Origin of the sequence: Lolliginicoccus suaedae (genome assembly GCF_008312885.1) — a bacterium.
Classification (GTDB): Bacteria; Actinomycetota; Actinomycetes; order Mycobacteriales; family Mycobacteriaceae; genus Lolliginicoccus; species Lolliginicoccus suaedae.
This window is the reverse complement of record NZ_VSSO01000004.1, coordinates 426,442-439,653: the sequence shown is the minus strand read 5'-3', so window position 1 is coordinate 439,653 and position 13,212 is coordinate 426,442. Positions and strand designations below refer to the sequence as shown.

General features: G+C 70.5%; 15 protein-coding genes. 8 read left to right on the top strand and 7 right to left on the bottom strand.

Annotated features, from left to right (window positions below):
- Window position 1: 1 nt before the first annotated feature.
- Complete coding sequence (locus FXO18_RS13830) at window positions 2–913, bottom strand: HAD family hydrolase (protein ID WP_149361765.1); 912 nt, start codon at window positions 911–913, stop codon at window positions 2–4.
- Between the two features lie 187 nt (window positions 914–1,100).
- Between FXO18_RS13830 and FXO18_RS13825 the strand changes: the two genes are divergently transcribed.
- The 8 genes from FXO18_RS13825 (at window position 1,101) to FXO18_RS13790 (ending at window position 8,077) form a co-directional block, all read left to right on the top strand.
- Window positions 1,101–1,361 (top strand): glutaredoxin family protein, encoded by a 261-nt coding sequence (locus tag FXO18_RS13825; protein ID WP_149361764.1) that lies wholly within the window; start codon window positions 1,101–1,103, stop codon window positions 1,359–1,361.
- A gap of 278 nt (window positions 1,362–1,639) precedes the next feature.
- Window positions 1,640–2,998 (top strand): glutamyl-tRNA reductase, encoded by a 1,359-nt coding sequence (locus FXO18_RS13820; RefSeq protein WP_149361686.1) that lies wholly within the window; start codon window positions 1,640–1,642, stop codon window positions 2,996–2,998.
- Window positions 2,991–3,962 (top strand): hydroxymethylbilane synthase, encoded by a 972-nt coding sequence (gene hemC / locus FXO18_RS13815; RefSeq protein WP_149361685.1) that lies wholly within the window; start codon window positions 2,991–2,993, stop codon window positions 3,960–3,962. The genes FXO18_RS13820 and hemC overlap by 8 nt, the downstream gene beginning before the upstream one ends.
- Before the next feature lie 53 nt (window positions 3,963–4,015).
- Window positions 4,016–5,578 carry a bifunctional uroporphyrinogen-III C-methyltransferase/uroporphyrinogen-III synthase gene (locus FXO18_RS13810; RefSeq protein ID WP_149361684.1) on the top strand — a complete coding sequence of 521 codons (1,563 nt, stop codon included), beginning with the start codon at window positions 4,016–4,018 and terminating at the stop codon, window positions 5,576–5,578.
- Between the two features lie 61 nt (window positions 5,579–5,639).
- Window positions 5,640–6,620: a porphobilinogen synthase gene (gene hemB, locus FXO18_RS13805; RefSeq protein ID WP_149361683.1), complete on the top strand. Its 981-nt coding sequence runs from the start codon at window positions 5,640–5,642 to the stop codon at window positions 6,618–6,620.
- On the top strand, window positions 6,617–7,225 hold the full coding sequence (locus FXO18_RS13800; protein WP_149361682.1) for a hypothetical protein: 609 nt from the start codon (window positions 6,617–6,619) through the stop codon (window positions 7,223–7,225). Before hemB ends, FXO18_RS13800 begins: the two co-directional genes overlap by 4 nt.
- Window positions 7,218–7,628 carry a hypothetical protein gene (locus FXO18_RS13795; RefSeq protein WP_149361681.1) on the top strand — a complete coding sequence of 137 codons (411 nt, stop codon included), beginning with the start codon at window positions 7,218–7,220 and terminating at the stop codon, window positions 7,626–7,628. The genes FXO18_RS13800 and FXO18_RS13795 overlap by 8 nt, the downstream gene beginning before the upstream one ends.
- Window positions 7,625–8,077, top strand: a complete 453-nt coding sequence (locus FXO18_RS13790; protein ID WP_149361680.1) for a hypothetical protein — start codon at window positions 7,625–7,627, stop codon at window positions 8,075–8,077. Before FXO18_RS13795 ends, FXO18_RS13790 begins: the two co-directional genes overlap by 4 nt.
- 15 nt (window positions 8,078–8,092) lie before the next feature.
- On the opposite strand, the gene FXO18_RS13785 is transcribed toward FXO18_RS13790, so the two are convergent.
- The 6 genes from FXO18_RS13785 to FXO18_RS13760 are packed head-to-tail and all read right to left on the bottom strand — an operon-like array spanning window position 8,093 to window position 13,175.
- Entirely contained in the window at window positions 8,093–8,965 is an 873-nt protein-coding gene (locus tag FXO18_RS13785; RefSeq protein WP_149361679.1) for a 5-oxoprolinase subunit C family protein, read from the bottom strand.
- On the bottom strand, window positions 8,962–9,612 hold the full coding sequence (locus tag FXO18_RS13780; protein WP_149361678.1) for a 5-oxoprolinase subunit B family protein: 651 nt from the start codon (window positions 9,610–9,612) through the stop codon (window positions 8,962–8,964). The genes FXO18_RS13785 and FXO18_RS13780 overlap by 4 nt, the downstream gene beginning before the upstream one ends.
- Window positions 9,593–10,351, bottom strand: coding sequence for a LamB/YcsF family protein (locus FXO18_RS13775; RefSeq protein WP_149361677.1), 759 nt, complete (start codon window positions 10,349–10,351; stop codon window positions 9,593–9,595). The genes FXO18_RS13780 and FXO18_RS13775 overlap by 20 nt, the downstream gene beginning before the upstream one ends.
- A gap of 42 nt (window positions 10,352–10,393) precedes the next feature.
- A complete protein-coding gene (locus FXO18_RS13770; protein ID WP_149361676.1) occupies window positions 10,394–11,245 on the bottom strand; it encodes a metal ABC transporter permease in 852 nt (283 codons plus the stop codon).
- Window positions 11,242–12,078: a metal ABC transporter ATP-binding protein gene (locus FXO18_RS13765; RefSeq protein ID WP_149361675.1), complete on the bottom strand. Its 837-nt coding sequence runs from the start codon at window positions 12,076–12,078 to the stop codon at window positions 11,242–11,244. The genes FXO18_RS13770 and FXO18_RS13765 overlap by 4 nt, the downstream gene beginning before the upstream one ends.
- Window positions 12,075–13,175 carry a metal ABC transporter solute-binding protein, Zn/Mn family gene (locus FXO18_RS13760; RefSeq protein ID WP_187774366.1) on the bottom strand — a complete coding sequence of 367 codons (1,101 nt, stop codon included), beginning with the start codon at window positions 13,173–13,175 and terminating at the stop codon, window positions 12,075–12,077. The genes FXO18_RS13765 and FXO18_RS13760 overlap by 4 nt, the downstream gene beginning before the upstream one ends.
- Window positions 13,176–13,212 lie beyond the last annotated feature (37 nt).

Genomic DNA, 13,212 nt, shown 5'->3' with positions numbered 1-13,212 from the left:
ATCACTGCTCGGCGCGCCGGCTCGCGATCGCAGCGACGGTGCCGCCGAGGGCCCCGAGTGCGAGCGCGGTCGGGATGCCGACCTTCGCTGCCTTGCGGCCGGTACGGAAGTCGCGGATCTCCCAGCTCCGGTCCCGGGCGACGACGCGCAGGTCCGAGTCCGGGTTGATCGCGACGGCGGTGCCCACGGCGGTGAGCATGGGCAGGTCGTTGAAGCTATCCGAGTAGGCCGTGCAGCGGCGCAGGTTCAGGCCCTCGCGCGCGGCGAGGCCGCGGATCGCGTGCGCCTTGCCGCGGCCGTGCAGCAGGTCGCCGACGAGCCTGCCGGTGAACTTGCCGTCCTTGCTCTCGAGGACGGTTCCGAGCGCGCCGGTCAGGCCGAGGCGCTTGGCGATCACCTGGGCGAGCTCCACCGGGGTGGCGGTGACCAGCCAGACCTGCTGCCCGGCGTCGAGGTGCATCTGCGCGAGCGCGCGGGTGCCGGGCCAGATCTTGTCGGCGATCAGCTCGTCGTAGATCTCCTCGCCGAGCTGCGTGAACTCGGCGGTGGAGCGGCCCGCGATGAAGGACAGGGCTTTCTCCTTGCCGCTTGCCACGTCCCGGCTGTTCTCCTTGCCGGTGATCCGGAACTTCAGCTGGGTCCAGCCGGCGCCGGCCATATCGCGCACGGAGATGTAGTCACGGGCAGCGAGCCCGCGGATGAAGTGGATCGAGGAGGCGCCGGCGACCATCGTGTTGTCGACGTCGAAGAACGCCGCGGCGGTGAGGTCGCGGGGGACCGCGCGGTCGCGGGCATCCTGGGCGGCCTCGTAGAGCGCGTGGGCCATTTCCGCGCTGGCCTCGCCGGCGATGTTGAGGCGCTTCTCGGCGATGCTCATGCCGAATGGCCGGTGCGCCTCCCAACGGCTCCGCATCCAATCCGAGCCAGTGCTGAAGAACCCTGTACGGTCCGGCACGTCCCAACCTCCCGATTCGCAGCCTCTGTCCAACACACTAGACGTCTCCACGTTGCCACACACGCCAATGCCCGCGTGGCGGACGGGGCTTCGGTCGCGCGCCTATGCTCGTGGCGTGGGCATTGATGATTCCGGGGCAGAGGCAATGGCGGGGGAGCGGGCAGCGGTGCTGTTGCTCGGTCGGGCGGGGTGCCCGGCGTGCGCGGCGGCGCGGGATGTCCTCACGGAGGTGCTCGCGCCGCTTGGGCTAGCTTTCGCGGAGGTCGACGTCGATGAGGTCGCGGCGCGCGATCCGGAGCTTCGCGAGGAGTTCGGGGATCGCGTGCCGGTGGTGCTGCTCAATGGCGTGGAACACAGTTACGGCGGGGTGGATGTGGACCGTCTCCGCGCCGACCTGGCGATGTGAGGGTGCCCTTAATCGATTGGGGCTGGTCAGGGCGCTTCGGTGACTTGGAAACGGCGATCATCAACCGTTACCGTTAGACAAACAGTGCGACGGGTTTACTGTGGTTAACAGCATATCCACTGGCTGGCAAGGAGCCTTCGAAGTGAGGGAACAGAGCACCCCCTGGCAGCGTGCGCGCCAACAGGGCGAGGGAACATCGCCATCGTTCCCACCACTCGACGGCACCATTGTGTGGCACGCAGGGCACAGTCCGCGGAACGCGGGCCGGTGATGCTGCTGTGAGTATCCTGCTGCTAGGCGTGTCCCACCACAGCGCCCCCGTGCCGATCCTCGAGCGCGTCGCGTTCGCCGAGGCTGATCGCCCCAAGATGCTCGACGCGATCATGTCATCGCCGCACGTCTCCGAGGCCATGGTCATCTCGACCTGCAACCGCGTGGAGATCTACGCCGTCGTCGACGCCTTCCACGGCGGGCTCAATGACGTCACGACCCTGCTCTCCGAGCATTCCGGCCTGGATATCAATGTCCTCTCCCGCCACGCCTACGTGCACTACAGCGAGGCCGCGGTGGAGCACCTGTTCACCGTCGCTGGGGGGCTCGACTCCATCGTCGTGGGCGAGCAGCAGATCCTCGGGCAGGTCCGCACCGCCTACGCCGAGTCCGACGAGCACCAGGCCGCGGGCCGGGTCGTGCACGAGCTCGCGCAGCATGCCCTGCGCGTCGGCAAGCGTGTCCACACCGAGACGGGCATCGACTCCGCGGGCGCATCCGTGGTGTCGGTCGCGCTCGACCGGGCACAGAAGCTGCAAGGCAGCCTCGCCGGGCGCAGCGCCGCCGTCATCGGCGCTGGCGCCATGGCTGGCCTGGCCGTCGCGCACCTCTCCCGCGCCGGCATCGCCCGCCTCGAGGTCGTCAACCGCACGCTCGACAAGGCCGCGAACCTTGCCGCCACCGCCCGCGAGAACGGCGTGGAGGCCACTGCTTCCGACCTGTCCGGGCTCATCGATGCCATCGCCTCCGCCGATGTCCTGGTGACCTGCACGGGCGCTGTGGGCTCGGTCGTCGAGCTCGCTGACGCCCACCAGGCGATGGCCCGCCGCATGGACCGCGACCTCGTCATCTGCGACCTCGGGCTGCCGCGCGATGTCGAGCCCGCGATCGCAGGCCTCCCCCGGGTGCACTTGCTCGATATGGAGACCCTGCGGCGCGATCCCGGAGCCGGGGCCGCCGTGGGTGACGCGGAGGCCGCGCACGCCATCGTGGCCGACGAGCTCGCCGCCTACCTGGGCAACCAGCGGCTCGCCCAGGTCACGCCCACTGTGACCGCGCTGCGCCGCCGCGCGGCCGAGGTCGTCGAGGCCGAGCTGATGCGCCTGGACTCGAAGATCCCCGCCCTCGACGATGCGCACCGCGACGAGATCGCCAACACCGTGCGCCGGGTCGTCGACAAGCTGCTCCACGCGCCCACCGTCCGGGTCAAGCAGCTCGCATCATCCCCCGATGGGGGCAACTACGCGGAGGCGCTGCGGGAGCTCTTCGAGCTGACGCCAGCCACCACCGCAGCGGTGACCGCCATGACCCACGAGGTGCCCGCAGCAGGATTCGAGCAGGCGGCACGGAGCCACGACGATGAGTGAACCGCATCGGCCGCTCCGCATCGGGACCAGGGGCAGCATCCTCGCCCTCACCCAGGCTGGCACCGTCCGTGATGCCCTGATCGCTGCCGGGCACCCCGCCGAGCTCGTGATCGTCCGCACTGCCGGGGACGCCTCCGCGGAGCCCGTCGAGAAGATCGGTGTCGGAGTATTCACCGCCGCCGTCCGCGACGCGCTCGCTGCCGACGATGTCGATGTCGCCGTCCACTCCTACAAGGATCTGCCGACCGCGGCCGACCCCCGTTTCGTCATCGCTGCGGTGCCACCCCGCGAGGATCCCCGCGACGCCCTGGTATCGCGGGACAACCTAGTCCTGGGCGAGCTGCCGCCGGGTTCCCGGATCGGCACGTCCGCCCCGCGCCGGGCCTCCCAGCTGCGCGCGCTCGGCCTCGGCCTCGAGATCGTTCCGCTGCGCGGCAACATCGATACCCGCATCGGCCGCGTCACCTCGGGCGAGCTCGATGCGGTGGTGCTGGCTCGCGCTGGCATCGCCCGCGTCGGTCGCCTCGATGAGGTGTCCGAGTCGCTCGACCCGGTGCAGATGCTGCCGGCGCCCGCGCAGGGAGCCCTCGCCGTGGAGTGCCGCAGCGAGGACTCTGCCATCATCGCCGCCGTCGCCGCGCAGGACGATGCGGAGACCCGCGCCACAGTCGCCGCGGAACGCGCTCTGCTCGCCGAGCTCGAGGCAGGCTGCACCGCCCCGGTCGGCGCGCTCGCGGTGATCGCGGAATCGCTCGACGATGATGGCAAGCCCCATCTCGAGATCTTCCTTCGCGCGTGCGTGGTCGCACTCGACGGCTCCGAGGTAATTCGTGCCTCGCGAACTGGACCTTTGCACGAAGCGGCGCAAACCGGCCAAGCGCTCGCCCGCGAACTGCTTGACTTAGGCGCACGGGATCTCATGCCTGCCACCCGGGAGGCGGATCCTGATCCGCCCGGGCAGTGATCCCCGCAGCCAGCCCCGTGACACACCATTGCGACCTGACTGGAGTTTCGCCGATGAGCCGAGCACGCAAGAGCACACCTGGCCGGATCCTCTTTGTCGGATCCGGGCCGGGTGATCCGGCTCTGCTGACCCTGCGCGCCAAGCAGGTCCTCGAGTCGACGGCGGTCGCGTTCGTTGATGCTGATGTCAGCGAGGCTGTGGTCGGTCTCATCGGGGAATGCCTCTGCACCGGCGCCGACGAGTCCCCCTCGATCGATGTGAAGCCAGCCCTCGGGGAGCCCGCGGAGGTCGCTCGCACCCTCGTCGCCGAGGCTCGCAAGGGCCACGATGTGGTGCGGCTCGTCGCTGGCGATCCCATGACCACCGACTCCGTGCTCGCCGAGATCACGGCCGTGGCCCGGACCCAGGTGCAGTTCGAGGTCGTGCCGGGCCTCGCGCCGGGATGCGTCGTTCCTGCCTACGCCGGCATGCCGCTCGGTGCCGGGCACACAGAGGCTGACGTCCGCTGCAATGTCGACTGGCCCGCGCTCGCCGCGGCCCCCGGCCCGCTGGTGCTCCACGCCACCTCCAGCCATCTCGCGGAGGTGGCCAGCGCGCTCGTCGAGCATGGCCTCGCGCCCCAGACTCCCGCCGCCATCACCATCGGCGGCACCACCTGCAAGCAGCGGACCATCGAGGCCACCCTCGCCACGCTCAACACTGCTGGCACGGACCTGCAGGGCGCCCTGATCGTCACCGTCGGCAAGGTCGTCGCCGCCCGCGGCAAGATGTCCTGGTGGGAGACGCGCGACCTGTATGGCTGGACCGTCCTCGTGCCGCGCACCAAGCACCAGGCGGGGGAGATGAGCGAGCGGCTCGTCGACTTCGGCGCCATCCCCATCGAGGTGCCCACCATCTCGGTGGAGCCCCCCCGCAGCCCCGCCCAGATGGAGCGTGCCGTCAAGGGCCTCGTCGATGGCCGCTACCAGTGGGTGGTCTTCACCTCCACCAACGCCGTCAAGGCCGTGTGGGAGAAGTTCGAGGAGTTCGGGCTCGACGCCCGGGCATTCTCCGGCGTCAAGATCGCGTGCGTCGGGGAGGCGACCGCGGAGAAGGTCCGCGCCTTCGGCATCACCCCGGAGCTCGTTCCCTCCGGGGAGCAGTCCAGCCTCGGGCTGCTCGCGGACTTCCCGCCCTACGACGATGTCCTCGACCCCGTCGATCGGGTGCTGCTCCCGCGCGCCGACATCGCCACCGAGACGCTCGCCGAGGGCCTGCGCGAGCGCGGCTGGGAGATCGACGACGTCACCGCCTACCGCACCGTCCGTGCCGCCCCGCCCTCTGCCGAGATCCGCGAGATGATCAAGACCGGTGGCTTCGACGCGGTGCTGTTCACGTCCTCGTCCACCGTCCGCAACCTCGTCGGCATCGCCGGCAAGCCCCATCAGCGCACCATCGTGGCCTGCATCGGCCCGAAGACCGCGGAGACGGCGATCGAGTTCGGCCTGCGCGTGGATGTGCAGCCCGAGACCGCGCAGGTCGGCGCGCTCGTCGATGCTCTCGCCGCGCACGCGTCCTACCTGCGCGCCGAGGGGCTGCTGCCGCCGCCGCGCAAGAGGTCCCGCGCGCGCCGCTGAGGTAGGCTGCTGACGATCGGGCGGCCTGCCGTCCTGCGACCCTCGATGCCGAGGAAGGCTGATGTATCCGAAGGACCGTCCGCGGCGACTGCGGACCACCCCTGCCCTGCGGCGGCTCGTTGCCGAGCATGACGTGGACCCGCGCCAGCTAGTGCTGCCCATGTTCGTTGCCGACGGCCTGGCCGAGCCGCGGCCCATCGCATCCATGCCTGGCGTGGTGCAGCACACCCTCGACTCCGCCCGCCGGGCTGCTGCGGAGGCCACCGAGGCAGGCGTGGGCGGCATCATGCTCTTCGGGGTGCCCGAGCCCGCTGACAAGGATGCCGACGGCAGCGCCGGATGCGATCCGAGCGGCATCCTCAATCGATCGTTGCGCCAGCTGCGCGACGACCTCGGCGACAGCACCGTCCTGATGGCCGACACGTGCCTCGACGAGTTCACCGATCATGGTCATTGCGGCGTGCTCGACGCGCAGGGGCGGGTGGACAACGACGCCACGCTCGAGCACTACGCCCGCCTCGCCGTCGCGCAGGCCAGCGCCGGGGCGCACATCGTCTCTCCGAGCGGCATGATGGACGGCCAGGTCGGCAGGATCCGCGGCGCGCTCGATGATGCCGGTCACCAGGAAGTCGCGATCCTCGCATACTCGGCGAAGTACGCATCAGCGCTGTATGGCCCGTTCCGCGAGGCCGTTGGCTCCTCGCTGAAGGGCACCCGCGCGAGCTACCAGCAGGATCCCGCGAACGCGCGCGAATCGCTCCGCGAGGTCACCCTCGATCTCGCCGAGGGCGCGGACATGGTGATGGTCAAGCCAGCGATGCTCTACCTCGACATCATTCGCGATGTCGCCGCTGCATCGACGGTCCCCGTCGCCGCGTACCAGGTATCCGGTGAGTACTCGATGATCAGCGCCGCCGCCGAGCGTGGCTGGATCGACCGTGACCGGGCCATCCTGGAATCACTGCTCAGCATTCACCGCGCGGGCGCCGGGATCATCCTCACCTACTGGGCCACCGACGCCGCGAGGATGCTGCGCCCATGACGCACGAGCCCTCCCCGCCACCACCGGGCCGCGACCCGTGGCAGCCGCCAGCCCCGAGCGCGCAGCAGCCGGAACCAGCAGGCCCGCCCCGCCGCCAGCGCGGCGGGAAGCGGCGCATGCCCCCGCACGATGTCATCACCGCCTACCAGGTGTGGCTGATCATCATCCTGCTCGGCGCGCTCGCCATCCCGTTCCGCGTCGCCCGCATGGCGCAGGACCTCGACACCCTCACCGAGCAGATCCTCGAGCAGGCGGAGCAGCAGTCCTCGGACATCGAGCTCACCCTGGAGCAGGCCCGGATCCTCTCCTGGGTCGCCATCGGCCTCCTGGCGCTCGTCATGCTTCTCCTGCTCGGCATCATCCTCCTCGCGGCGCGCGCGCTGCTGCGGGGCAAGCAATGGGGCCGCGTCGGGCTATCCGCGTTCGCCATCGTGCTGGTCATCCTCGCCATACCGGTGTTCTTCGCTGGCCGTGGCGAGGGCATCATCATGTTCTTCGATTCGGGGATCAGCCTCGTGCAGGCAGTGTTCGGGGTTGGTGCGCTCATCGCGATGCACCGGGCCGAATCGACCCGCTACTTCCTGGGGGAGGACAGCAATGGGTGACCAGCCGATGCGTCCCACGGTAGTGACGGCCGCCTACTGGCTGTGGTTCGCCGCGTCCGCGGTGCTGGTCCTGATGGGCCTCGCCTGGCTGTTCGTGGACATCGAGACGCTGCGCAGCGAGCAGCCCGGCCTGCAGGATCCTGGTGGGCTGCGTGACCTGCTCCGCATGTTCGGCGGCATCGCTCTCGCCGCCGGGGCCTTCATCGCCTACGTCGCCGGACGGGTCCGCAAGGGCGAGCCACGATTCCGCCGGGCGCTCGTCGCGTTCTCCATCATGATCGCCCTCTACCAGGCCGCGACGTTCCCTCTCGCCGGCATGTTCGCCCTGCTGGTGATCGTGCCGCTCGCGGTGGCCTGCTACCTCGTGTACCGGCCCTCGGCCGCGCCCTGGTTCGCGGAATGACCGGACCGGCGCTGCCCTACGAGGAGCAGGGCGCGAGCTGGCGGACCCTGCTCATCGTCCCGGTGGGATGCGTGGCGGGCATCCTCACCGAGGCGTTCCTGCCCGGGCCCGTGCACTGGCTGGGGTGGGCCATCGCTGTGGTGGTGGTGTCGCTGGTCCTCGCGTGGCAGATCGCTGCCGCCCGCGCCCACGTCAGCGTGTTCTGCGATGCGCAGGTCCTGCGGCAGGGCGCCGAGACGATCAGCATCGGATCCATCGCCGAGGTACTGCCTGCCGCGGCCGGGCACGAGGAGCCCGACTGGTGGGCGGCGCGCGCGCTCGGGGAGCTGCCGACGGTGCCGAGGCGCCGCAACGGGATCGGGCTGCGGCTGAGCGACGGCAGCACGGTGCAAGCGTGGGCCCGCGATGACGAAGCCCTGCGGGGCGTTCTCCGGGGGCTCGTGGGCTGATCCGCCCGATCCGCGCTATTGGCTAGCCACGGCGTGGAACCGCACCTGGTCGCCGGGGCGCAGCTGGCCCACCGCGTCGACATCGAGCGCGACACCGATCACGGGATAGCCGCCGGTGACAGGATGATCCCGCAGGAACACCACCGGCTGGCCGTCGGGCGGCACCTGGATCGCCCCGGGCACCATGCCCTCGCTGGGCAGCTCGCCCTCGCGGGAGCGCGCCAGGGGCTCGGGGCTAGCAAGGCGGACGCCCACCCGGCTGGCCTCGGCGGTCACCTCGAGAATGCTGCCGCGCAGCATCGCCCAGGCTCCAGGGGCGAACCAGTCATCGCGTGGTCCACGCAGCACCGGCAGGTCCACCGGTCCCGAACGAGGCGGGACGATCAAGGGGGGCAAGGACGTCGCGGCCGGCCAGCGGTCCTGTCCATCATCGAGCTCCAGCAGGTCCCCGGCCTCCAGCGGGGCAGGCCCGAGGCCGGAAAGCGTATCGGTGCTGCAACTGCCGAGCACGCGGGTGCCCCGGAACCCGCCCCGCGCGGCGAGGTAGGAGCGGCATCCCGCAGCCGGGGCCTCCACGTCGAGGCGATCCCCGGGCCCGAGCCGCAGCAGGTGGTGCGCGGCATGCGGCGTGCCATTGATCCGTATGGCTGCCGCCGCGCCGGTAATCGTGCAGCACACGGCGCGCAGCGCGCGGGCCTGGAACCCGCCGAGGGTGATCTCGATGCACGGCATGCCGGGCTGGTTGCCGACGAGCCGGTTCGCGGCGCGGTATGCGCCGAGGTCCGCCGCGCCGGACCAGGTGACTCCCTGGGCGGCGTAGCCGGGCCGGCCCTCGTCCTGGAGCAGCGCGAGGGGGCCCGTCGCGACGATCTCGAGCGCGGCCGTCATGGCGTGGCCTCCTCGAAGCGCACGCGCATGCCGGGGCGCAGCAGGGCAGGCGGCTCGCGGTCGGCGTCCCACAGGGTCGCATCGGTGGTGCCGATGAGGTGCCAGCCGCCGGGGGAGGAGCGGGGGTAGATGCCGCTGAACCGCCCGGCGAGGCCCACGCTGCCAGCGGGCACGCTCGTGCGGGGGGTGTCGCGGCGCGGCACGGCGAGCGGGTCGTCCTCGCGGGAGAGGTAGGCGAACCCGGGGGCGAACCCGCCGAACGCCACGAGCCAGGGCCGCCCGGTGTGGGCGGCGATGATCCCGTCGCGGTCGAGGCCCGTGTGGCGGGCGACGTCGGCCAGGTCGGGGCCGTCGTAGCGGACCTTGATGGTGATCGTGGTGGGCTCGCCGTCCTCGCGGGTGGGCGGGGAAGCATCGGTGAGCAACTCGATGATCCGTGCCCGCGGCAGCGTCGTCCTGGGAAGGGCTCGCACGAGGATCGTGGTGGCGGCGGGAACCAGGTCGATCACGCCGGGCAGCCGGGCCTCGCGCAGTACCTCGTAGGCGGCGTGGACGGTGGCGAGATCGGCGAGCTCGATCACGAGCGCGTCGCGGCCCATCTCGAGGAACCGGGGTGCTGGCGCGGGCTCAGCAGAACGGGCGCACATCGATGCCCTGCCCGGCGAGTGCTTCGCGGACCGCCTGGGCGATGCCGACCGCCCCTGGGGTATCGCCGTGCACGCAGAGCGATTCCGCGCTGATGGCCACCGCGTTGCCCGTGATGGTGGTGATCGTGCCCTCGCGGACGAGTTGGAGGGCGCGGTCGGCGATGGCGCCGGGGTCGTGCAGCACGGAGCCTTCCTCCCGGCGCGATACGAGCGTGCCGTCGTCGTGGTAGGCGCGGTCGGCGAAGGCCTCGGCGACGGCGCGCAGCCCGGCGGCGCTGGCATGAGCGTGCAGTGCTGATCCGGGCAGGCAGAGCACGGGCAGGGCTGGATCGTAGCGGGCGACGGCAGCGACCACGGCGCGTGCCTGGTCCTCATGGTGGACGACCGCGTTGTAGAGCGCGCCGTGCGGCTTGACGTAGCGGATCCGGCTGCCGGAGGCGCGGGCGAGGCCATCGAGCGCGCCGAGCTGGTAGAGCACGTCGGCCTCGAGGTCGGCGGGCGCGATGTCGATGAACCGGCGGCCGAACCCGGCAAGGTCGGGGTAGCTGACCTGGGCGCCGATGACGACGCCGCCGGCGACCGCGGCGGCGCAGGTGTCGAGGAGGGTGCGGGGGTCGCCAGCGTGGAAGCCGCAGGCAACGTTGGCGCTCGTCACCACCCCGAGCATGGCCGAGTCGTCACCGAGGCTCCAGGTGCCGTAGCTCTCGCCGAGGTCGCAGTTGAGGTCCATCGCGGGCATGCCTCTACCGTGCCACATCGCGCGCGGTCCAGGGAGCGTGGATCAGGGAGCGGCCATCGTGCGCGAGCCGATGATCCGGCACACCACGTAGAACAGGAACGCGATGCTGGTGACGAACACCGAGACGGGCACCCCGGGCGCGAGCGACAGCACCAGCCCGCCGACGGCGGCGGTGAGCGCGAACACGAGGGTGAGCAGGGTCAGGATTGCCGGGCTCGCGGTGACCCGGCTCGCGGCGGCCGCTGGAGTGACGAGCAGGGCGAGGACGAGCAGGGCACCAATGATCTGCACGCCGATGGAGACGGTGAGCCCCACGAGGATGGCGAACACGATCGAGAGGGCACGGACGGGCACGCCGCGGGCGGCAGCGACCTCGGGATCCATGCTGGCGAACAGCAGCGGGCGGTACACCACGGCAAGGAGCACGAGCACGATAGCGGCGGTGGCGAGCAGGAGCCGCAGCCCGATGCTGTTGACGGTGACGACCTGGCCCACGAGGAGGGCGAACTGGTTGACGGTGCGATCAGGGTTCAGCCACAGGAACAGCACAGCTAGGCCGAGGCCGAACGACAGGATCACCCCGATGATCGCATCGCGCTCGCGGGAGCGGAGCCCGAGGATGCCAAAGAGCAGCGCCGCCGACAGGGAGCCGATGATGGCGCCATAGCCGACGGAGATGCCGAGCAGCAGCCCTCCGGCAGCGCCCATCACGGAGAGCTCGCTGGTGCCGTGGACGGCGAACGACATCTGGCGGGTGATGATCAGCGGCCCGATGAGACCGGCGAGCACGGCGAGGATGGCGCTCGCGAGCAGCGCGTGCTGGACGAACGAGCGGGAGAGGAGATCGGCGGTGGTGGAGAAGTCGACGAGCTGGGTGAGGAAGGTAGACATCATTGCTCCGCGTGGTGCTCGTGGCCCGCGCGCCCGAGGACGTCGATCGTATCGCCGGTGCCGATGACGATGAGCCTGTCGCGCACCGGGATGACCTCGACCTCGGTGCGGTAGAGGTCCGAGAGGACCTCGGAGGTCATGACCTGCTCGGGCGGGCCGACGCGGAAGCGGCCATCGACGAAGTACACGACCGTATCGACCATGGGGAGCACGGGATTGATCTCGTGGGTCACGAAGAGGACAGCAGTATCGGCGAGGTGGCGGCGCGCGTCGATGAGCTCAGCGACACGGCGCTGGCTGGCGAGATCGAGGCTCAGCAGGGGCTCGTCGCAGAGCAGCACGCCTGGGTCGGAGACGAGTGCCTGCGCCACGCGCAGGCGTTGCTGCTCGCCGCCGGAGAGCTGGCCGACAGGCATGTCGGCGTAGGCGGCCGCCCCCACCGCCGCGATGGCCTCGTCGACGCGCTCGGCCTTCTCGCGCCGCTTGCGCCCGGGCAGGGGCAGCCCCCAGCGGTGGCCGTCGTAGCCGAGCCCGACGAGGTCGCGGCCGCGCAGCCCGAGCCCGCGGTCGAGCGTTTTCTGCTGCGGGATGTAGCCGATCCGGGGATCGCCAACGCGGACTGGATCGCCGAACGCGTGCGCGGTGCCCGCGCTGAGCGACTGCACGCCGAGCAGGACTCTCAGCAGCGATGTCTTGCCGGAGCCGTTGGGGCCGAGCACGGCGACGAACTCGCCGGGCCGCACCGCGAGGTCGAGCTCCTCCCACACGGTGCGGTTGCCGTAGCGCAGCTGGGCTGCCCGGAGCTCGATGACATCATCGAGCTGGTGATCGGTCATTCCTGGTCCAGTGCTTCCGAGACGGAATCAAGGATCGAGTCCATCCACTCAACGTAGTCCATGCCTGCCGGCACGGCCTCGGTGACGGCAACGATGGGGGTGCCGCTGGCCTCGGCGCGATCGCGCATGATGCGGGTGGTGGGGGATTCGCGGGTGGCGTTGTACATCAGCACAGCGGCCTCCCGGTCATCGAGGAGATCACTGAAGGCGGCGGTGACGCTCGCGGCCGGGTCGGTGCCGTTCTCGACAGCGAGCACGAACTCGCTCGGCGCGATATCGACGAATCCGAGCGCGGCGAGGAGATACTCGGTGAGCGGCTCGGTCTGCGCGACCTCGGTGCCCTCGTGGGCGGTGCGGATGCTGGCCGCGCGATCCTCGATCTCGTCGATCCGCTCGTTGAACGCTGCGGCGTTGGCCTGGTAGGCCTCGGCGCCCTCCGGGTTCATCTCGCTGAGTTCCTCGGCGAGGTGGTCGGCGACAGCGCTCATGGTGTGGAGGTCGAACCAGATGTGCTCGTTGACCGGGCCGTGGCCGTGGTCGTCGTCGTGGCCGCGCTCACCCTCGGGAGCGTCGTGGCCGTCTTCGCCATGACGATCCCCAGCTTCGTGCTCACCTTCGTCGTGCGCATCGTGATCGTCGTGATCCGCATCATCAGGCGCCGAACCTTCACCGTGTCCATCGTGGTCACCAGTATGCCCGGGATCGGCCTCGTGGTCATGCTCGAGGTGGATGTCGTAGGCATTGATGCTGCGGGGGGCGGAGCTGGTGGCCTCGAGCGCGTCGGCGATGAACTGGTCGTAGCCGCCGCCGTTGTAGAGGACGAGATCCGCGTCCTGGATGGTGGCGATGTCACGGGGCGAGGTCTCGTAGTGGTGGGGGTCCATGGCGGGATCGCTGATGAGGGCATCGATGGTGAAGTCGTCGCCGGCGATGGCCGCGGCGAGGCTCGCCCAGGTGGAAGTGCTGGTGACGATGGTGGTCCCTGCGCTATTCCCGGCGCTGGCCGATTCGTCGCCCGGCGATCCGCACGCGGCGAGGCCGAGCGAGGCTAGCGCGAGCGAGGCAGTGATGGCACCGATGCGGGTGTGGGCGCGCACGGTTCCCCCCTTGTTATCCGAAATGGTTATGGTTTCC